21 protein-coding genes and 2 pseudogenes are annotated in these 18,512 nt (G+C 56.4%); 20 read left to right on the plus strand and 3 right to left on the minus strand.

Features of this window, described 5'->3' with window-relative positions; genetic code table 11:
- Positions 1 to 325 precede the first annotated feature (325 nt).
- The 3 genes from OHL20_RS17440 to OHL20_RS17450 are packed head-to-tail and all read left to right on the plus strand — an operon-like array spanning position 326 to position 3,424.
- Positions 326 to 1,081 (plus strand): gluconate 2-dehydrogenase subunit 3 family protein, encoded by a 756-nt coding sequence (locus OHL20_RS17440; RefSeq protein ID WP_263384452.1) that lies wholly within the window; start codon positions 326 to 328, stop codon positions 1,079 to 1,081.
- 31 nt (positions 1,082 to 1,112) lie between these two features.
- The gene (locus tag OHL20_RS17445; protein WP_263384453.1) at positions 1,113 to 2,684 is read left to right on the plus strand and encodes a GMC oxidoreductase; all 1,572 of its coding nucleotides are present in this window, start codon (positions 1,113 to 1,115) and stop codon (positions 2,682 to 2,684) included.
- Positions 2,685 to 2,740: 56 nt separating this feature from the next.
- Positions 2,741 to 3,424, plus strand: coding sequence for a cytochrome c3 family protein (locus OHL20_RS17450; RefSeq protein ID WP_263384454.1), 684 nt, complete (start codon positions 2,741 to 2,743; stop codon positions 3,422 to 3,424).
- A 211-nt stretch (positions 3,425 to 3,635) separates the two neighbouring features.
- On the opposite strand, the gene OHL20_RS17455 is transcribed toward OHL20_RS17450, so the two are convergent.
- Positions 3,636 to 4,370 carry an SDR family NAD(P)-dependent oxidoreductase gene (locus tag OHL20_RS17455; protein ID WP_263384455.1) on the minus strand — a complete coding sequence of 245 codons (735 nt, stop codon included), beginning with the start codon at positions 4,368 to 4,370 and terminating at the stop codon, positions 3,636 to 3,638.
- Between the two features lie 120 nt (positions 4,371 to 4,490).
- Between OHL20_RS17455 and OHL20_RS17460 the strand changes: the two genes are divergently transcribed.
- On the plus strand, positions 4,491 to 5,486 hold the full coding sequence (locus tag OHL20_RS17460) for an AraC family transcriptional regulator (RefSeq protein WP_263384456.1): 996 nt from the start codon (positions 4,491 to 4,493) through the stop codon (positions 5,484 to 5,486).
- 242 nt (positions 5,487 to 5,728) lie between these two features.
- Here OHL20_RS17460 and OHL20_RS17465 read toward each other — a convergent pair whose 3' ends face one another.
- Positions 5,729 to 6,661, minus strand: coding sequence for an AraC family transcriptional regulator (locus OHL20_RS17465; RefSeq protein ID WP_263384457.1), 933 nt, complete (start codon positions 6,659 to 6,661; stop codon positions 5,729 to 5,731).
- A gap of 155 nt (positions 6,662 to 6,816) precedes the next feature.
- Here OHL20_RS17465 and OHL20_RS17470 point away from each other — a divergent pair, with 155 nt between their 5' ends.
- From OHL20_RS17470 to OHL20_RS17495, 6 genes are all read left to right on the plus strand, one after another.
- A complete protein-coding gene (locus OHL20_RS17470; RefSeq protein ID WP_263384458.1) occupies positions 6,817 to 7,740 on the plus strand; it encodes an SDR family oxidoreductase in 924 nt (307 codons plus the stop codon).
- A 175-nt stretch (positions 7,741 to 7,915) separates the two neighbouring features.
- A complete protein-coding gene (locus tag OHL20_RS17475) occupies positions 7,916 to 8,746 on the plus strand; it encodes an SDR family NAD(P)-dependent oxidoreductase (RefSeq protein WP_263384459.1) in 831 nt (276 codons plus the stop codon).
- Positions 8,747 to 8,846: 100 nt separating this feature from the next.
- Positions 8,847 to 9,467 (plus strand): NAD(P)-dependent oxidoreductase, encoded by a 621-nt coding sequence (locus OHL20_RS17480; RefSeq protein ID WP_263384460.1) that lies wholly within the window; start codon positions 8,847 to 8,849, stop codon positions 9,465 to 9,467.
- Between the two features lie 103 nt (positions 9,468 to 9,570).
- Entirely contained in the window at positions 9,571 to 9,918 is a 348-nt protein-coding gene (locus OHL20_RS17485) for an EthD domain-containing protein (protein ID WP_263384461.1), read from the plus strand.
- A gap of 803 nt (positions 9,919 to 10,721) precedes the next feature.
- On the plus strand, positions 10,722 to 11,405 hold the full coding sequence (locus tag OHL20_RS17490) for a hypothetical protein (RefSeq protein ID WP_263384462.1): 684 nt from the start codon (positions 10,722 to 10,724) through the stop codon (positions 11,403 to 11,405).
- A gap of 41 nt (positions 11,406 to 11,446) precedes the next feature.
- On the plus strand, positions 11,447 to 12,049 hold the full coding sequence (locus tag OHL20_RS17495) for an RES family NAD+ phosphorylase (RefSeq protein WP_263384463.1): 603 nt from the start codon (positions 11,447 to 11,449) through the stop codon (positions 12,047 to 12,049).
- Positions 12,050 to 12,060: 11 nt separating this feature from the next.
- Here the strand turns inward: OHL20_RS17495 and OHL20_RS17500 are convergent, their stop codons facing one another.
- Entirely contained in the window at positions 12,061 to 12,357 is a 297-nt protein-coding gene (locus OHL20_RS17500; protein WP_263384464.1) for a helix-turn-helix domain-containing protein, read from the minus strand.
- A gap of 472 nt (positions 12,358 to 12,829) precedes the next feature.
- Between OHL20_RS17500 and OHL20_RS17505 the strand changes: the two genes are divergently transcribed.
- The 10 genes and pseudogenes from OHL20_RS17505 (at position 12,830) to OHL20_RS17550 (ending at position 18,357) form a co-directional block, all read left to right on the plus strand.
- Entirely contained in the window at positions 12,830 to 13,150 is a 321-nt protein-coding gene (locus tag OHL20_RS17505) for a hypothetical protein (RefSeq protein ID WP_263385036.1), read from the plus strand.
- A gap of 15 nt (positions 13,151 to 13,165) precedes the next feature.
- Positions 13,166 to 13,429, plus strand: coding sequence for a VirB3 family type IV secretion system protein (locus tag OHL20_RS17510; RefSeq protein ID WP_263384465.1), 264 nt, complete (start codon positions 13,166 to 13,168; stop codon positions 13,427 to 13,429).
- Positions 13,410 to 13,646: pseudogene (locus tag OHL20_RS17515) on the plus strand (VirB4 family type IV secretion system protein); the annotation flags it as partial. The gene OHL20_RS17510 and the pseudogene OHL20_RS17515, both read left to right, overlap by 20 nt.
- Positions 13,640 to 14,161 (plus strand): annotated as a pseudogene (locus tag OHL20_RS17520) (TrbI/VirB10 family protein); the annotation flags it as partial. The pseudogenes OHL20_RS17515 and OHL20_RS17520, both read left to right, overlap by 7 nt.
- Before the next feature lie 26 nt (positions 14,162 to 14,187).
- Positions 14,188 to 14,418: a hypothetical protein gene (locus OHL20_RS17525; RefSeq protein WP_263384466.1), complete on the plus strand. Its 231-nt coding sequence runs from the start codon at positions 14,188 to 14,190 to the stop codon at positions 14,416 to 14,418.
- Between the two features lie 23 nt (positions 14,419 to 14,441).
- Positions 14,442 to 15,227: a hypothetical protein gene (locus OHL20_RS17530; protein ID WP_263384467.1), complete on the plus strand. Its 786-nt coding sequence runs from the start codon at positions 14,442 to 14,444 to the stop codon at positions 15,225 to 15,227.
- Between the two features lie 12 nt (positions 15,228 to 15,239).
- Positions 15,240 to 15,488, plus strand: a complete 249-nt coding sequence (locus OHL20_RS17535; RefSeq protein WP_263384468.1) for a hypothetical protein — start codon at positions 15,240 to 15,242, stop codon at positions 15,486 to 15,488.
- A 17-nt stretch (positions 15,489 to 15,505) separates the two neighbouring features.
- The gene (locus tag OHL20_RS17540; RefSeq protein ID WP_263384469.1) at positions 15,506 to 16,423 is read left to right on the plus strand and encodes a type IV secretion system protein; all 918 of its coding nucleotides are present in this window, start codon (positions 15,506 to 15,508) and stop codon (positions 16,421 to 16,423) included.
- Between the two features lie 162 nt (positions 16,424 to 16,585).
- Positions 16,586 to 17,392, plus strand: coding sequence for a VirB8/TrbF family protein (locus tag OHL20_RS17545; protein WP_263384470.1), 807 nt, complete (start codon positions 16,586 to 16,588; stop codon positions 17,390 to 17,392).
- Positions 17,389 to 18,357, plus strand: a complete 969-nt coding sequence (locus tag OHL20_RS17550) for a CpaF family protein (RefSeq protein WP_263384471.1) — start codon at positions 17,389 to 17,391, stop codon at positions 18,355 to 18,357. Before OHL20_RS17545 ends, OHL20_RS17550 begins: the two co-directional genes overlap by 4 nt.
- The last annotated feature ends 155 nt before the right edge of the window (positions 18,358 to 18,512 follow it).

Consider the following 18,512-nt stretch of genomic DNA (forward strand, 5'->3'; position numbering starts at 1 on the left):
TTGATCAAGATTTAGGGACAGGCGAATCGGCTGGAATTTGTGAGCAGCCTTCAGCACTGTCGCCGCCATGATCTCCCAATCAACTATCGATCCTTCCCCAGGCTCTCGCAACGTTGAAGAGTTGTTCCCTGTGCGTGTTGTATGGTGCACACCTGAGGCATCCGGCAACGGTGCCGAGGTTTAGTATTCTCCCGCTGCGCAGCTTCGTAGAAAGCGATATCTCGCATTGCCGCTCACTTCAAATCTCAGGCTCTTCACATTGAAGTTAGACATTTTGCGCTGGCGACAATTGACTACCCGCGTTGTTAGCCCGTACGATTCACCCATGAAACGGCGCGACTTTGTAAAGGGCCTTGCTATGGCAACGGCAACGGCAAGTACAGCTCTAGGGCAGCAGCAGCCTGCTCCCCAGGCTCAGAATCCACCTCCAGCCACCAGCACGGTGGATCAAGGAACGATGGCGGTGCAGCCCTCTGCAGCGTCCAGCCCGAAGGCGGTTTCTCGCATGCAGCGAGATTCGCAGGTCCGCACGCCAACCATTCCTGTCTCGCAGCCCGATGCAGTGGCCATGACCGAGGCGCGTTATTTCACGCCGGTGCGCTTCGCCTCCCTGGTGCGTCTGTGTGAATTGCTGATGCCGGCAAACGACGACTATCCCAGCAGCATCAAGGCGGGAACACCAGAGTTCCTGGATTTCTATATCGGCGCATCGCCGGTCGAGCACCAGGTCATGTACAACACTGGCCTCGACCGTTTGAACGCCGACTGCATGAAGCAGTGCAGCCTGCCGTTTGCAAAGGCTGACGCGAAGCAGGCTGACGCTGTGATCCGCCCATTCCTGAAAGGCTGGATGAATGATCATCCGCCCACCGAAGTTCATTTCCGCTTCGTCAGTCTGGCGCATCGTGATATCCGCACGTCGACGATCAACTCGCCTGCATGGGCAACGGCAGCCGAGGCAGTAGGAGAGCGCACGCCAGGCGTCGGACTTTACTGGCATCCCATCGATCCTGGCATTCAGACATGGGTAAGTCATGGCATGGCGCAGGCTACTCCCACCCCGAAACTGAAGCACTCCTAAGACACTCCCAGGCGAAGAAAGCAGAGTAAGCATGGCGCAGAAGAAGGTTGACGTTCTCATCATCGGGTCAGGACACACAGGCGGCATGGCCGCGAAGATCCTCACCGAAAAAGGTATCGCCTGCACCATGCTGGATGCGGGTCCTATGCTCAACTTCGAGAGAGACCGCGAGTTGAAGCCCGTGCACGAGCTACCGTTTCGTGGCTTCGACGCACCGGGCCGACTCCCTCACGTGTATCAGGCCAGCGAGTTCAACTCGAACATGTGGGTCGACGAGAAGGTTATCCCGTACTACCATCCACCGGATCAGCCATACAACTGGGTCCGTGTCCGCAGTGTGGGCGGCCGTTCACCATTCTGGGGACGTCAGTCCTTTCGCCATAGCGACTTTGAATTCAAGTGCAAAGACCATGACGGCTTTGGAGAAAACTGGCCGATCTCTCTGAACGATCTACTCCCGTACTACCCACGCGTTGAGGATATCTTCCGCGTAACGGGCCACACGGACGGTCTGCCGCAGTATCCTGACGGCAAGTTTATCGAAGACAAGTCTCCCTGGTCCGGGGCCATGCAGCGGTTCGTCGACGCCGGCAAGAAGCAGGGCGTGCCGGTTACTAAGGCGCGTTCCGCTCTGGGCAAAGACGGCATGGCTGCGTCGCTCAACCTGGTCGTCCCCGATGCAGTCGCTACTGGCAAACTCACCACCATCCCCAACGCAGTCGTAACGCAGATCACGGTTGATAAGAACACGGGCCTGGCGGACGGCGTCCTCTTCGTCGATCGTCACTCGCATCGCGAGATGGTGCTCAAGGCACGTGTAGTGATCGTTGCTGCGGGTACGCTTGAGACGACCCGCCTGCTGATGATCTCGAATATCTGCAACTCCAGCGGAGCGCTTGGTCATTACCTCACGGATCAGATCTATGGGGCGGGAATCATCTGCTCGGTTCCAGAGGCGCGTGACGGCAAAGGTGGCCATGGCCTCATGGGAGGAGGCGCCCTGATCCCACGCTTCCGCAATCTGGAGACCAAAAGCAACGGCTTTCTTCGCGGCTATGCGGTCAACGTCTCCACGAATAGCGGACCGTTCGATCCACGTGCGTTGCCTTTCTATGGCAAGGAACTCGACCAGAAGCTGCAGACCTACAACGGGAGCGGTTTTTCGACGAACATCATGGGCGAGACGCTTGGACACTACGAGAATCACGTCACGCTCAACAAGCAGGTGGTGGATGCCTGGGGTATGCCCACGCTGAACATCTACACCAAGTACACCAGCAACGAAACGAACATGACCAAGGACTATATCGACACCATGTCTGCGATGGCAGAAGCAGCCGGGTTCGATATCCTGGTGAAGAATCATGAGTTCAACCCGCCCGGGTACTCCATTCATGAGCAGGGAACCGCGCGCATGAGCGATGATCCGAAAAAGGGTGTCGTGAACAAGTGGAATCAAAGCCACGACATGAAAAATCTGTTCATCACCGACGCCAGTGTCTTTGTGAGTGCGGGGTGGCAGAACCCCACGATCACCATGTGTGCACTCGCGATGCGGGCGTCGGATTATCTTGCAGAAGAGATGCGCAAAGGAAACGTCTGACATTGGCCGCGTACTTAGCTCTAAACGAAACTCGTTTTATGCGGAAGGATTATCGCTTGCGGAAGCTGCTCTTCATGTGTGTCGTACTATCCGCCCTGAGTGTGCTCATTCACGCGCAGGACGCCAGTTCTTCGGCTTCGAAGCCAGCCCCACAGGCCACTGGCGTCGCTCCGGTACAGCCCATTGCCTTTGACCACAAGCTTCACGCCGAGACCGCGAAGATGACCTGCAACGACTGTCACGCGGAGCGCGGCAATGGTTCGACGGTTGCTATGCCCCAGGCGCCAAAATGCATGACGTGTCATGCTTCCGTCGCCACCGATAAGCCTGACATTCAACGGCTTGCCGCGGCTGCCAAGAACGAGGAACCCATCGCCTGGACCCGAGTTTATCGCGTTCCGTCGTTTGTGACCTTTAGCCACAAGACCCACGCAGGCAGCACATGCGAGGAGTGCCACGGGCCGGTAGCTCAGCGAACCGCGATCTCGCTCGAAAAGGACACCCACATGGGCACGTGTATCGCCTGTCACGCGGCGAAACAGGCACCCACAGGTTGCGACACGTGTCACGGCATCATGTCGAAGAATGGCAAAATGCCCTTTGATGTGGATGGCCCTGCGCTTGCCCGTCTTCAACTCGCAGGACGGAAGCCAGCTATTGCGGAACTGCTATTGAGTGGTACTGGTTCGAAGCGGCCGTTCGATGCTCTCGCTGGTTTCCTGTACGCGCCCGCCCTGTAGCGGAGCGGGTCTGTTGCACTAGATGAGTGTGAAGCTTTGATCAGTCTTGGGCGTGCTTTGATAGCTTGATGGCACAATGCCTCGTCATTCAAGAGCAGATTCGCATCCTTTGATTCGATCCTGCCGTTATTGCTTACGAGAAGCTGACTTTGCTTATCTATCGGATCTCGGTGAGTGCATCCAATCGTGCACTCACTGAGATCCTCTGATATCAGATGGCCGAGGTGCCGCCGTCGACATACAACTCCACCCCATTCACGAAGCTCGAATCGTCTGAAGCAAGGAACAGCGCGACCGTCGCAATTTCCTCAGGACCACCCATCTTTCCCCGCGGGACCAGGGATTCGAAATACCGCTTCGTTTCCTCGTCGAAGAGTTGCTCCTGAATGGGTGTGGCGATCTGCCCGGGGCTGAGCACGTTCACCCGGATTTTCCGGCCCTTCAGTTCGTTGAGCCACCCGCGTGCGAATGCGAGCAACGTCGCCTTACTCGCCGCATACACGCTAAAACCAGGGAAACCTTTGATCGAAGCAATTGACCCGTTCATGAAGATCGACCCGCCATCGTTGAACAGCGGCAACGCCTTCTGAACCGTAAACAGCGTGCCGCGCGCATTCAAGCCAAAGGCCGTATCGAAGTGCTGTTCGGTAATTTCGCCCAATGGTACGGCTTCGCCCGTGCCAGCGCTCGCGTACAGGATGTCGATTTTGCCCCGTACCCGCTTGACCGTATCGAACAGGCGGTCGAGGTCGTCAAGATTGGACACGTCGCCGCGAACGCCGGTCACGTTCCGGCCAATCAGATTGACGGCCTCATCGAGCGCCTCCTGCCTCCGGCCCGTGATGAAAACGTAGGCGCCTTCTTCAACGAATCGCATGGCGCTCGCCAGCGCCATGCCGCTCGATCCACCCGTGATGACTGCAACTTTTCCTTCAAGCTTTCCCATAATTACTCCCTTCATAGATGTGTCGCATTCGGTACAGTAGAGTAGAGTTCTTTGAAGGTGGACGAGAACTGCTCAAGAGTCCTAATATTTTGTCTATTCGTCCAAACGAAGGAGATTAAGTTGGACCCGATAACAGATGTCTTCAGAACGATGCACGTAACAGCTTTCGGTCTGCACAGGCTCGAAGCCACAGCCCCATGGGGAGTAAGACAGGAAAAGCAGACCGAAGAGAAAGGCACGCCTTCAGACAAAAAGATGTCACCCACGGATTTGGCGCACTTCGCCATGCTTTCGCGCGGCAACTGCTGGCTGAGTGTGGAAGGGATTCCGGAGCCGATTCCCCTCACCGGTGGTGATTGCTTTTTGCTGGCCCGGGGGACGTCGATTGTTTTGCGCGACAACCCGCGAACACGTCCGAGGTGGAGTTTCCGCGAGATCGGGGCCGAAGCCAAGGGTAATGTCGCTCATCATGGAGGGGGCGGCGCGCCGACGACAATTGTCTGCGGATCCATGAGTTTCGATCGCGCCAGCCTGAAGCCGATCACTCAGCTATTGCCGAGGTTCATTCTGATCAAGGCGGAGCAGGCACGCACGCTTGCTCTTCACGGCACAATGCAAGCGCTGGCATCAGAAATGGCAGAACAGGCACCAGGATCTGAAACAGTTGCGAATCGGCTAGCTGAGGTCTTGTTTATCCAAATGCTCCGGGCGCATATCGCATCGGGACCGGAACGCAACAAAGGATGGCTTCGTGCGGTCTTCGATCCTCAAACAGGCGCTGCTCTGAGTGCCATTCACGACAATATGAATGCACCTTGGACGGTCGAATCCCTGGCCGGAGCGGCGGGCATGTCTCGCTCCGCGTTCGCAGCACGTTTCAAGGAACTGCTCGGACAAACCCCGCTGGAATATGTGACGGAGTGGCGGATGCAGAAGGCGATGCAGTTACTACAGCAGCGTGACAAAAAGCTCATCGACGTCGCTCGGTTAGTCGGTTACGAGTCTGACGCTGCGTTTAGTAAGGCGTTTAAGCGAGTTGTGGGGGCCAACCCTGGTGAATACCTCAAACATGGTTTTAAAGGCTACGGTAATACCGGAATGGCGGAAGGTTTCTGAGCGGAAATTCTGGTTTTGACGGCAGCCCAGGTGCCATGGAAGTGTGCTCTTTCACTGAAATGGGTGCCAGGCGCCTCGCATTTAGGAACGGGAGACAACGGACCCAAGATCGACCGAAGCATATCGGCATACCGCGCGAAGGCCAACCGGACTTACTGTCCAAAGATCACGGTTGAGACCGCCCCGCGTTTCGCGCGTCAAACTAACAGCTTTTGATAACAGCTCATTCTAGGAATGACGTACTAAACCGAAGCTTGGCTGACGCGTGCGTTGGCACGGTAGCGCGCGGGAGCCTCGCCAACAAGCCGTTTGAACGCATTGCTGAATGCGCTTTCCGAGGCATATCCGAGCGAGTAGCCGAGTGATGAAATCGCGTTGTCGCCATCGCGTAATGCGCGCTCGGCCAGGCGCATCCGCCACTGCGCCAGGTACGCGAGCGGAGCGGCGCCGGCGGTTGTCTTGAAGTGAGACGCAAACGAGGCACGCGACATGCCGCATTCATGAGCGAGTTCATCTAGTCCCCAGGCCCGGGCGGGTTCGCCATGAAGCAATCGGAGCGCAGGTGCCAGGCGTTGATTGCCCATCAATCGCAACCAGCCCGGCGGGAGCGTTGCGCCCGAATCCAGATGGGCACGAAGAATCTGAATGAACATCAAGTGGGCGAGCTGTGCCGATGCGCTTGCGACGCCTGGCGATCCCTCCGTTCGCTCTCGCACGAGCTGTGCGAGCAGGCATTCCAGGATCATCGCGTGCGTTGATCCATGTGGAATGTGAATCGATGGCGGCAATGAGTCGAGAAGCCCCACCCCGAGCTTTGCATCAAGTTCCACCTTTCCACCAATCATCAAGAAATCGTCGCCGTCGCCATGGTGCAGTCTTCCTTCAGTGCCTGACGTAAGCACGTCTTGAAAATCGACCGGTGTCGCGTCCAAATCAGTCGCCAATACCGCCGGTTCAGACGCAGAGCGCAAAAGGAAGTCCCCGGCCTTGAGGTGCAGAGGCGCCTCAGCCGTTTTCGTCACACACCAGCATTCGCCTCGTGCAATGCCCCAGAAATTAATGAGATCGGAAGCAGGGAAGCGAATCGACCATGCGCCTCCCGCGACCAAAGTGCCAGAAACGACCGACTTGGCACGGAGTAGGTTGAGGACATCGGAGAAGGGATCGCTACTCATTATGACAATTGTACGGGAACTATTGGATTTTCGAGCAATTATTTCGGACTAATACGCATTCAAAGTCTTACATGGATGGTTTATCTTCAACCATATGTTCGCGGCGTCTGTCGTCAGGAAAACACTTTTAGAAGTCAACACAAAGGAAGATAAACATGACAACTTGGACGACTAGCAGTATTCCCGATCAATCCGGCAAGCTGGCAATCATCACCGGCGCGACGGGCGGTCTTGGACTTGAGACGGCGCTCGGATTGGTTGGCGCGGGGGCTGAAGTCATCCTGGCCGGGCGTAATCCCACGAAGGGGCACAATGCGGAAGCATTGATCCGCCAGAAATATAGGAGCGCCAAGGTGCGGTTCGAGCTCGCCGACATGGCCAGCTTGAAATCCATTGAACAGTTCGTCGACCGTATGCTTGCTGCGGGTCGCCCGATCGACATCCTGGTCAACAACGCAGGCATCATGGCCCCGCATGATCGCGGAACCACGGCGGACGGATTCGAGCTGCAGCTCGGGACGAACTATCTGTCTCACTTCGCGCTGACCGCAAGACTTCTCCCGCTTTTGAGCGCGGCGAAAGCACGCGTCATTCAACTGTCCAGCTTCGGACACCGGACCGGCACGATCCAGCTCGACGATCTCAATTACGAGCAAGGATACAAAGCTTTCCCGGTATATTCGCAGTCCAAGCTCGCCATGCTGATGTTTGCGCTGGAGCTTGACCGACGTAGTAATGCGAACGGCTGGGGCATGACCAGCGTCGCTGCCCATCCGGGTTTCGCTCGTACGGATTTGTTTGCCAACGGTCCAGCCCCCGACGCCAACATTGTCTTCCGAGCGATCATTCCCGTCGCGAAATTGATCATGGGCCAATCGGCGGCCGCGGGTGCACTGCCGACGCTGATGGCGGCCACAATGCCCGGAGTGAAGGGTGGGCAATATTTTGGACCACAGGGCTTCAAAGAATTCAAGGGACGGCCGGGGCTTGGGAAAATCGAGTCGCAGGCGCTGGACGCCGGTGTCGCTTCGAAGCTCTGGACTCTATCCGAGGGTCTGACGGGCGTTAGCTTCCGGTAAAGGACTCGATCAGTAACTCAGCGTTACTGAAGCTCAACTGCTTGCTGTGTGCTCAGATCGTGCGCACCACTCGTTACGCAAGCGTTTTTAGCTCCTGCTGTTTTAGGAACTACTCAACTCAAACATCCACGTTCATCGAAACCACACCGATTTCTATCGGGGAAGGAATTACAAAATGTCATCATCAAAAGTTTGGTTCATTACTGGTGCAGCGCGAGGTTTTGGCCGTCTTTGGGCAGAGGCAGCTCTAAAGCGCGGCGATAAAGTGGTCGCCACGGCACGGAAGACAAGCGATCTCGATGAGCTCGTCAAGACGTATGGGGATGCCGTACTCGCCCTGCCGCTCGATGTAACGGACCGCGATGCCGTCTTCGCAACGGTCAAGCAAGCCGCTGCTCATTTCGAGCGCCTGGACGTCATCCTGAGCAACGCTGGTTACGGCTACTTCGGCGCGATCGAGGAGTTGGTGCCTGAGCAGGTAAGAGCCAACTTTGAAACCAATGTGTTTGGGACGCTCTGGGTCATTCAGGCAGCGCTTCCAATCTTGCGGGCGCAGGGCAGCGGTCACATCATCACGGTGTCGAGCATCGGCGGAATCATGTCCTTCCCGACCGGTGGAAGCTATAACGGCACGAAATTTGCCATCGAGGCCATCTCGGAAGCCTTGGCGGGCGAAGTGGCTCCTTTCGGAATCAAAGTCACAATCCTGGAACCTGGTTCGTATTCCACCGGCTTCCGTTCATCAGCCCAAGCCCCTCCAGCCATCGAAGCCTATGACCGTGTGAAGCAGCACGTTCGTTCAGCGTTCAAGCCCGAGGAAGTTGGTGACCCGGGGGCAACGGCCGCCGCTGTCTTCGAAGTCGTGGACGCGGAGCAGCCGCCACTCCGACTTGTGCTCGGTTCCACTACGATCGCGAAGTTCAAGGGCGTCTACGCGGGTCGTGTGAGCAACTGGGAGAAGTGGGAAGCCGTATCAAACGCGGCGCAAGGCGAAAAGCCCTCCTAAACATCGCCGAACAAATGAGATGCGACAGAGAGCCGTTCACCAGCGCACGGCTCTCTGTAAGTAAAGACCTGTCTAGGTCTGTTCGACGTGGAGGTTCTACATGAAGGTCCTTGTGCTTGGAGCAAACGGTAGGACGGGTGCACTAGTTGTGGCACACGCGATTGCGAACGACCATGAGGTGAGCGTGCTGGTGCGCCGCGTCGGTCGGTCTTATGGCCCCGGCGTTTGTGTCATTGAGGGAGATGCACTAAATCAGAAGGACGTGTTGCGCGCGATGGAACGTCAAGACGCTGTAGTGGAGTGCATAGGAGGAATGGCCCCATGGCAACATCAGACGTTAGAGCGCGACGTGATGCGAAACATCGTGGCCGCGATGAAACAGTCAGGAACTCGTCGGCTACTGGTGGTGTCCGCGCTCGGCGTTGCAGAGAGTAGGAAGCAGTGCCTTTGGTGGTATCGATGGCTGGTTGTGCCGACGTTCTTACGTGGAATCACCAGAGATAAGAAGGATATGGAAGCTATTGTGCGCCAGAGTGGACTGGACTGGGTGATTGCGCGCGCTCCGATCCTCACGGATAAAGCCGAGACAGGAAGGATAAAGGTGCTGAAGAAGAGCGAGAAGGGACGCGCGATCACACGAGTGGACCTCGCGGCTTGGCTGGTGGAGCAACTCGAAATCAGAATTTATATCGGACAGGCTGTGGCGATGGTGAACTACTAGACAGCCTGCCTTGGACTTGGGAAGTGTCGTTAGACCTCACTCGCAGACGTAAACGGGCGCGCTGCAGTCAATTTGAAGCCCACCACAAGAAAAGAGAATGACCATGATTAAGATGAACCTCTTCCTTACAAGGCGCGCAGATATCACTCGCGAGCAGTTCAGCGAGTATTGGGAGCAGAAGCATTGGCCGCTTCTTGAGGCGATCCCGGAGGTCAAACAGTTCGCAAAGCGTTACGTTCAGCAGCACAATATCGGACAAGTACCCCTGGGTGTGACGGCTGCTCCATATGACGGCGTCTCTGAAGTTTGGTTCGACTCCATCGAAGACCTCCGCAAAGTGGTTGGAACCGAGGCGTGGCGGAATATCGTGCAGAAGGACAATTTGGAATTCCTCGATCCGTCCAAGACCGTGTTTATGTTCTCCGAGGAAAAGATTAATTGGCAGTCGTAACCTGTTTGCTTAACCCGACCGAGCTCGAATGTCGAGGACACTTCATCATCCGGCTCAAATACCATGCAGCCTGCACCTTAAACGCTAGTGTTTTAGATACCGTAAATGTATGGTCCGTCGCACGACTGCAAGGGAAAGTTTGGTCGAGAGACAAGTCTGCGCAAATGTATTCGGCCTTTAGGTGGAGATGGATATCTCCTGGCCGTGATGAGTTGCGCACGTGTCTGTCCTTCTAAGTCGGTCGGTTGCTCTTTCGAGACAATTATCGCCATACCTACCGTTCATGGCTGGACAGGACCTCGGCACCTATCGGGGTACAGCAAAAACTGATGCGCCATGCCCAGGATTCGACGACGATGAACGTGTAGGAGACGCCTTGATGACGGCCAAGCGTTAGGTCAACAGCAAGGTGTTGAAAACGGCATTGAGGAGCACTTAGGCCCATGCAAAAAAAAGCCAACCACACTCAACACTCCCATAGCGATTTGGCGACCGCTGCTAAATGGGCTTGTCTGGGGTTGACGGTTTCGCTAATTGGTTGCGGGGGTAGGATTTGAACCTACGACCTTTGGGTTATGAGTGACCGAGCACTTGCGTATGTTGTTGAATTTCCTAGTACAAATGGCGACTCGGAAGTATGGAAAAGTACGCATCGGACAGCTTATTGGGAGTCTATTGGGAGCGCGTTTCAGATGTTGGGTTTTTCACCCAACTGTCACAGGATTTGAACGCGGCATCAAGGTGGGAGCGCGATACAGGTTATGATAAATAGTGATAATCTATATCGCGTAGGAGGAAGCATCATGCCCTCTAGTGCTCTCACCAATCCGGCTCGGCATCAGCATTGGGACGTTCAGGAAGGCGAAGCGCAGGAGATCGCGCCTCGGCTGAAGAATATTGCGGCACGCGCGCTCGTGTTCGTCTCCAGTGGTAAGGACGACGACCTGCGCACCAAAGCAAGGTTCGATACCCTCCGGCAGGCATCTGAACTGATCGATTTGCTCTTGGACGCGAAACAGGAAGACCGCTGGAAGGCGCTCGTCGAGGCTCTGACCCCGGATGTTCCCCTCAGCCCGAGCCGGCTCATCGAAGCCGGCATGTTTGCGCAAGCCATTCAGGGCATCGTCGAGAGCAAGGATTTTGCCAGGGCTGCCGACATCGCCGACGCCGCACATTTCAGCAAGACCAATCCAAGTTCCCAGCCGAATCGCTGGAAGAAAGCCGGGTTGATCTTCGCGGTTCCATATAAAGGCGCTGACCTCTACCCGATCTATGCGTTGGAGTTCAAGGAGGGCGCGCGTCCTCTTCCGGTCATGGAGAAGGTTCTGAGCATCCTTGCCGACAAGGATGATTGGCAGAAGGCGTTCTGGTTCGGGAGCGTGAACTCCTACCTTCATAACAAAATGCCAAAAGACCTCCTCAAGTCGAGACCTCAGGAAGTCCTGCGAGCCGCTGAGATCGAGGCTGCAGGCATTCAGCATGGGTAGGAGCGGTTATCAAGACTCCGACTGGCAAACTCGACGCAACCATGCTTTCCTGGGGGAAGGGTGAGACCGTCTACCGCGTTCACTCGGATGCGTATGGCGCCGTGGAGTTCAACCCTTCGTCCACTGGAAATGCCAGATTCAGCCCGCTTGCTGACACCGCAGGACCGGTTATTCCCACTCTTTATGCGGGTACGACTCTGGATTGCGCGTTGATGGAGACCGTCTTCCACGATGTGCCTTTTGTTGCCGGGCCGAAGATGTGGTCCAAGGCGACCCATGTGGCTGGGAAAGTGTGGTCGCAACTGACCCTCAGCCGAGGCCTAGCCCTAATCGACCTGTCGGCCGTCCCTTTGCGTAAGCTCGGGATCTCTCGAAAAGACCTGATCGAGTGCGATGGATCTCAGTATCCGGAAACTCGCGCGTGGGCCCGGGCATTGCACGATCAATATCCGGACGCCGAAGGTCTCACCTGGACATCTCGCCAAGCCGATCCCGCGCGAGCTCTCGTCCTGTTTGAAGACCGTCTCAAAGGGCATGTATTGAACCCGAGCGGTTCGCCAACACCGCTACTCCTCTCGGATGGCAGTGCGACGCCAGAAATCCTTATACTCGCGCAACGGCTGGGCGTACTATTGACGCCGTAGTCGAGTGCCAGCTATTCGGTATCAAGGAAGTATTGCGGGTTCTTTCCATAAAGATCAGCGAGCAGAATGAGTTCCATCACATCCAGGCGTCGATCGCCGGACTCAGTCTTCGATATCCACGAATGAAACATGCCAAGGCGCTCGGCCACGTCTCTCTGCGTAAATCCCGCTTCTTCTCTTGCGGTGATCAGCTTTGCCAAAAAGCCGTTGTAACGCGCCTGGTACGGCACTGTCCTCGCCTTGCGAGACTTCCGAGTTTCACCCTCCGCAGGCTGGACCATTCCCCTAGTGTGGGTAGGCGCTTGCATCGTTTCCTAATAGGAAACAAAATAGATGTACGAGGTGTAGAGAATGCGTTCTCCAATCATCGAGTGTCCAGAAGTCGTAGGTAAGACAATAAGCTCCCTCAAACTCCATGCAACGGACTGTAACAGTGTCGAGATCATGATCGACTTCACGGACGGAACGTCCTTTTCCAGCGAATACGAAAGCTGCGCGGCCCACAAAGCGACACTAATTCGGACCGGTGTAGGGGCACCAGAAGTGCTCAAGACCTATACCGATTGAGTGAAGTTATTCCTCCACGGAATAGCGGACATACGAATAGTTATTGGACTCTAGCGGACGACTGAATTTAGGTTTGCGCCATGCTGATGAACGCGATCAGCGGAGGTGCAAATGGCTAATCGTCCCCCTACTCTCCGATCGGATCGAAGCTCCGTTCGGTTGCCCTTTCGACTCACCAATGCGACTGCTTCGCCGTCGTCGTTCGCCGGTTCAATGCGCTCACTCAAAGCAACGGTACCCCGTCTGCTTCGTGCGCTCGTTCCCGTCTTTTTCACGCTCACAATTGCAAGCGCAGCCCACGCACAAGGCACGATGGATTTCTCAGGAGCGCAAACGCTCATGGGAACGTTTAAGACCTTCGCAGTTTATGCCGGTGCTGTCATCTGTTTCGGCGGACTGATTTTCGCTGGAATCCGCATGATGTCTGGGCGGTTTCAGGATGCCATTCCAGGGCTCTTCGGCGCATTGTTCGGCGCCGGAGTTCTCGGTTGGGGAGCTGGCTGGATCGGATCCTTAACTGGGCAGTCGATGTAGGAGGTGACATCGACCATGACCAAGCGGGGAGAGCCGTTACCAATCAATCAAGCGCTGAATCGACCGAGAGCCAAGCTTGGTCTCGATCTTACAGCATGGATGGCGATCGTATTCGTCTGCGTAACGGTTTTCCTCGTTGGTTTTCGCTTGTTGGCGATGTTGGCCTTCCCGACGCTTGCGGTCGGCGCATGGCTCATCGTCCGTAAACACCCGAAGATGTTCCAACTGTGGGGCCTGAGCCTCAACCAGAAGAGCTACTATGACCCGCGTAAACGCTGAGCAGCTCAAACATACTCCGTGGTTCGCCAAGGCCGGAGCCGCGTGCAGCATCGTTCCGATTGCGCGCTTTGTCGGGCCAAACATCTTCGCCCTCAAGGGGGGCGGTTACGGCTGCCTGTTCGCCCTCACCGGCATCGACGAAGAGGGCCTGACCGACCAGGAGCTTGAGTCGCGCATGCGATCCATCGAAGGCTCGTTGCGCGGCTTGCCGGAGGGTTGAGTGGCCCGATTCTGGTCATGCTCACCACCGACTACTACTCACATGACCATCAGCAGCTTCTCATGCCCCAAGGCACACGCTTAATCGGTACGGTGCAGAGCGTCGGCAATGCGCAGCAGCGCAAGATGTTCGTTACCTTCCATCGCGCCGTTTGTCCGGATGGGTTCTCCCTTGACTTCGATAAGTACATCGGCCTTGACCCATTAGGCACCACTGGCCTCGCCACCAAAGTAGACCACGGCTACTTGATGGCGTTTGGCGCGGCGGCTGCCGTGGGCGGTTTAGGGGGCTTGGCACAGATCGGTAATAACGGCAGCGTGCTTACGGCGTCCTCTCAGATACGCAGCGGGATCTCCGAGCAGTCGGCCGCTGAGGGCGAGCAGGTATTGAACCACTTCCTGAATCGCCTACCTGTCATCACGCTCAAGGAAGGTTCCCGTGCCCGCGTATACGTTGGGCGCGACATCCTCATCCCGTCCTACGCGGAACATCGCGTCGATCCCACCATGTAAATGCTCTTGTGAGAGAGGAAAAACGCATGACCACACTCACGATTACAAGACGCAACAGGCTCATTCTCTCAGTCAGTGCATCCATGCTGGCTCTCGCTCTTCTCGTCTCGCCGGTCGGACGTAACTCTGTCGCCAGCACACTCGATTGTTTTGTCCAGACCGTTGACGCCGTGACGGAGTTTCCATGCAAGATCGTGACCGACATCCGTCACTTTTCCCTGGACAGGTTGGACCCTACCTGCCCGCAGTGCTTCTAGCTTTTTCACCCAAAGGAGGGTGTATGAAACTCGTGATGACCAAACGCAACAAGTATCTTCTTACCGGCGGTCTGCTCTTGTTGACCGCGACACCTAGCTTCGCTCTCTTCGGGATCGGCGACATCGTCTTCGACCCGACCAGCTACGCCAGCCTTGTGTCCCAGCTCACGACCCTGGAGTCGCAGTACAAGATGCTCCAGAACAACATCACGCACTTCTCCGTCAAGCAACAGTGGCAGACCACCTTGAATGCCATGAAGAACGCCAACGTCGCGAATATGTTTGGCGAGACGAGCGGTATGAGCATCGCGCTGAATACGAACTCGCCCAGCGCATCGTCCACGGCGTGGACAGCCGGAACGATCAAGGTCAGCGGGAACACTACCACCTACCTGCAAGGACAGACGCCGGGTAGTGCCCAGCTTTCACAACTAGCCATGATCGAGGCGTCGGACTCCATCTCCCCCGATTGCCTTACCGCAGTCGGCCAGTACAGGGGCGCGAGGACACAGAACGTCACCGCAAACAACACGCTCGCCTCGCAGCAGCTCGACATCAGTAATGGCACGAACACAGAGGTCGAACAACTCAATCTCCTGAATGCAGCGGAAGCCCAGAAGATGTCCGAGATGCAATCGCAAGGTGTCTTGCAGGCTTGCCTTGCTTCCCAGATGACCGTCACGAACATGCAGCAGCGGAACGCTGCTGCGCAAGACCTGAACACCGCTGCCTTTGTTCAGCAGCAACGCTCGACCAGTAACGTGAGCGCGGCGAACGAGAGTAATACCTGGCAGACCTATCTTCCTTGACTTGGAGACGCGATGCTGAAAGCGATCAACACCAAGATACTCATTGCAATTCTTGCGGCGCTGACCGCCATCGGCAGCGCCGTGATTTACCAGAGCCATGAGGCTCACAAGGCCGCCGCCATCCTTCAGCAGCAACAGCACGATGCCGAGGAGCGCGAGCGGCAGGATGAAGCGTTTCGCAAGAAGGTAGAGCAGGACAAAAAACGGCATAATTCTGCCGCTGGTAACGAAGGCAAGACCTGGAAGACCTATATCCCCTGATTTCACCGGAGACCGATATGAGCATCGCCGTTCTCGCACAAGCACTGCCGTCCGCATCGTCGGGCATGGACTGGCTCTACCAGTTCACCAATAACCTGACCAACCTCACGACGCAGAATGGCGGCGCGTTGACCCAATTCGGTTGGACGGAGCTGAGCTGCATCTCTCTCTTCACCCTTGTGAACATGGTCATCAACTGGAACACCAGCACGATGACGTTCCGGCTGCATCACCATCCCGTGCGTGCGGGCGACCTTACCCATTTCCTGCTCAAGCTCATCGTGTGCAGCTTGCTGCTGAACTATTGGGTGAATCCGTTTCCCGGTGCCAGCTTCGGCATCAATCACTTCTTCAGCTACATCGCACAGGCGATGGTCGCGGCGTTCGATCAGCATTCTTTGGATCAGCTTTTGCAGCTTCTGAAGACGGCTGGCGATGGAACATCCATGCCGTCTTTGACCGCGCCGGTTCAGATCCTTTGCTATGTGCTTGTCCAGATCATGCTCGGACTCGCTTCCGCCATTCTGTTTGTCATCAATTGCAGCGCCTTCATCCTCTACGGTGTGACGGCGCTCTTTGGTCCTGTCTTTGTGCCGTTGCTCATGACACAGACCTTCAAAGCAAAGTTCTTCCACTTCCTTGATGTGCTCATCAGCTTCGCTATGATTCGCGCCGTTGCAGCCGCCTTCATCTACGTGTGGGCCGGATTCATGAACGGGTTTCTGCAGCAGACCTTCAACGGCAACTATTCGATGGATATGTGGATCGCTAATCTGATCCCTTGCTTAATGGTCTTCGTCGCTTTCATCATTAATATGCTGTTCATTCCGAGCATGACCCAGGCCATCTTTGGCGGTGCGGCTGGGTTGGTTTCTTCGGCTCAGAATGCTGCGGGTGGCGGGGCGATGCTACTCGCAAAATTGGGAGGTGGCTAGTGAGGAATTGGTTTTGGATTCTCATGCTAAGCGATGGCAAGTTGCGGTGGCCTCGTTGGTTCTCCACCTTGTTGGTCATTATTTTCATCGGTGCTCTCGCAGCCGGGTTGATCTACGCCATCGTTGTCTTCCATGCAGTCGAAGAAAGGAGTCACGATCCCCATGTCCACACACACAGCACCCGTTGAAAGCGCGCTCACACCGGAGCAAGCCCTGCTCACGGACCACATCGGGAATGAGGTCTATGCCTCCCACTATGCGGAGCGCAAAGCCTACCGTCTCGTCATTGGTTGCGGAACAGTAGTGCTACTTGGTTCGATGTGGCTTAACTTCTCACTCGCCCATCGTCCAACTGCGAATCGCTACATCCGCATCGATGAGATGGGCCGCGCCCAAGCAATCCAATACACCGACCTCAACTACAGCCCCCGCGAGGGCGAAGTACGGACGTACCTCACCGATTGGGCCAACTACCGCTACACCATTGGCCGGGACACCATCGCGAAGAAGTACCCGCTCAACTACTACTTCCTGTCGCAGACGCTCGCCTCGCAGTTGATGACGGCTGACAATGCAAATCATCTTGTCTCACAGGTGGTGGCAGGACAAATTGAGACAAGCGACGTGCAGGTCAAGAACGTCACCATCACGTCGATGTCAGACGAGACCGTTCAGGGTACTCGGATCGCCCGTGGAACAGCTCTTGTTGCCATCGACAGGTTCTACTCTGCCCAGAACTCGCGCGAGCCCCGGACGGAGCATTGGATGCTGAGTATCACCTATTATTTGAACCCCAAGCAGGTGAGCGACCAGGCCCGCATCTTCCCGCAGTTCGAGACGATCAACCCGCTTGGATTGACCATCACGGAGTTCCACGAGAACCGGCTCTCCGTCGATCCAATCGCTCCTGGAACCAATGGAGCGTTGCCGGCACTTCCGGCAACGCCAGCGGCAGGAGCGACGCGATGAGCTACCACCTGATTCTCCCGTTCTTTCCTGAGGAGCTACGAGCGCTGCTCCTAGACCCGTCCATCTCCGACTTGATGATTAACGGCACCACCGGCGTCTACGCGGATCGGAACGGCGTCATCGAACATATCCCTCTGGCAACGCCCTACACGAACGATCGCCTTCAGGCGGCGATTGAACGCGTAGCTCGAATCCTTGGGCAGGACCTCACGTCCCAGAATCCGATCCTCAATACACGCTTGCCGGACGGCTCGCGTGTGGCAGTGGTAGGCGCTCCATCTTCGATCAATGGACCGACGTTAACCATCCGCAAATTCAACCGCTGGTATACCTCCGATGAGCTAATCGCCGCCGGCAGCTTGCCGGAGTCGGTTCGCGACAAAGTAATCGGCTTTATCAATGAACGAAAGAACGGCATTATCAGCGGTGGAACCAGCTCGGGGAAGACGACCTTAATGAAGGCGCTGCTTGACCACGTTCCCCAGCATGAACGTCTGGTGGTCATCGAGCAGCCCGCCGAGTTGAAAGTGAACCACGCCAACGCCGTCCGCTGGGAGGCTGTTGAGGCGATTCCGGGCCAGGTTGCCATCACCCCGAGCCAGCTTCTCGCCGCCGCTCTGCGTCATCGGCCAGACCGCATCATTATGGGCGAGATCCGCAATGAGTGCGGCTACGACCTGCTGCAGGCCATGAATACGGGGCATGGCGGGACGCTCTCGACGATTCATGCCAAGTCGGCGTGGGACGCTTTGAATCGGCTCTCAAATCTCGCCCTGAGTGCCAGAGCGAATCTCAACCACGCATTCATCCGCTCCGAGACGGCGGAGGCCATCGACTTCGTTCTGTACTGCGAGCGCGATGCCGTGGGCCGTCGCCGGGTGCGCGAGCTGATTACCGTGAACGGATACACCCACGCGGATCAGAGCTTCCAGACGGAGGACATCTATCGTGCTTCCGCCGCCTGAGCATCAGGCATACAGCTAGAGAACCCAACCCGAATCGAGGTCACTTCGATGTACCGTCATGCTGCCAAATCGGCTGCACAGCCCAACTCGTCTCGAAAAGCGCCCAGCGTGGCATTCCGGCATAGCCGAGAACGCAACGGAGGGTGCTCTGAGCC

The sequence above is a fragment of the Granulicella arctica genome (genome assembly GCF_025685605.1).
In the GTDB taxonomy this organism is placed as follows: Bacteria; Acidobacteriota; Terriglobia; order Terriglobales; family Acidobacteriaceae; genus Edaphobacter; species Edaphobacter arcticus.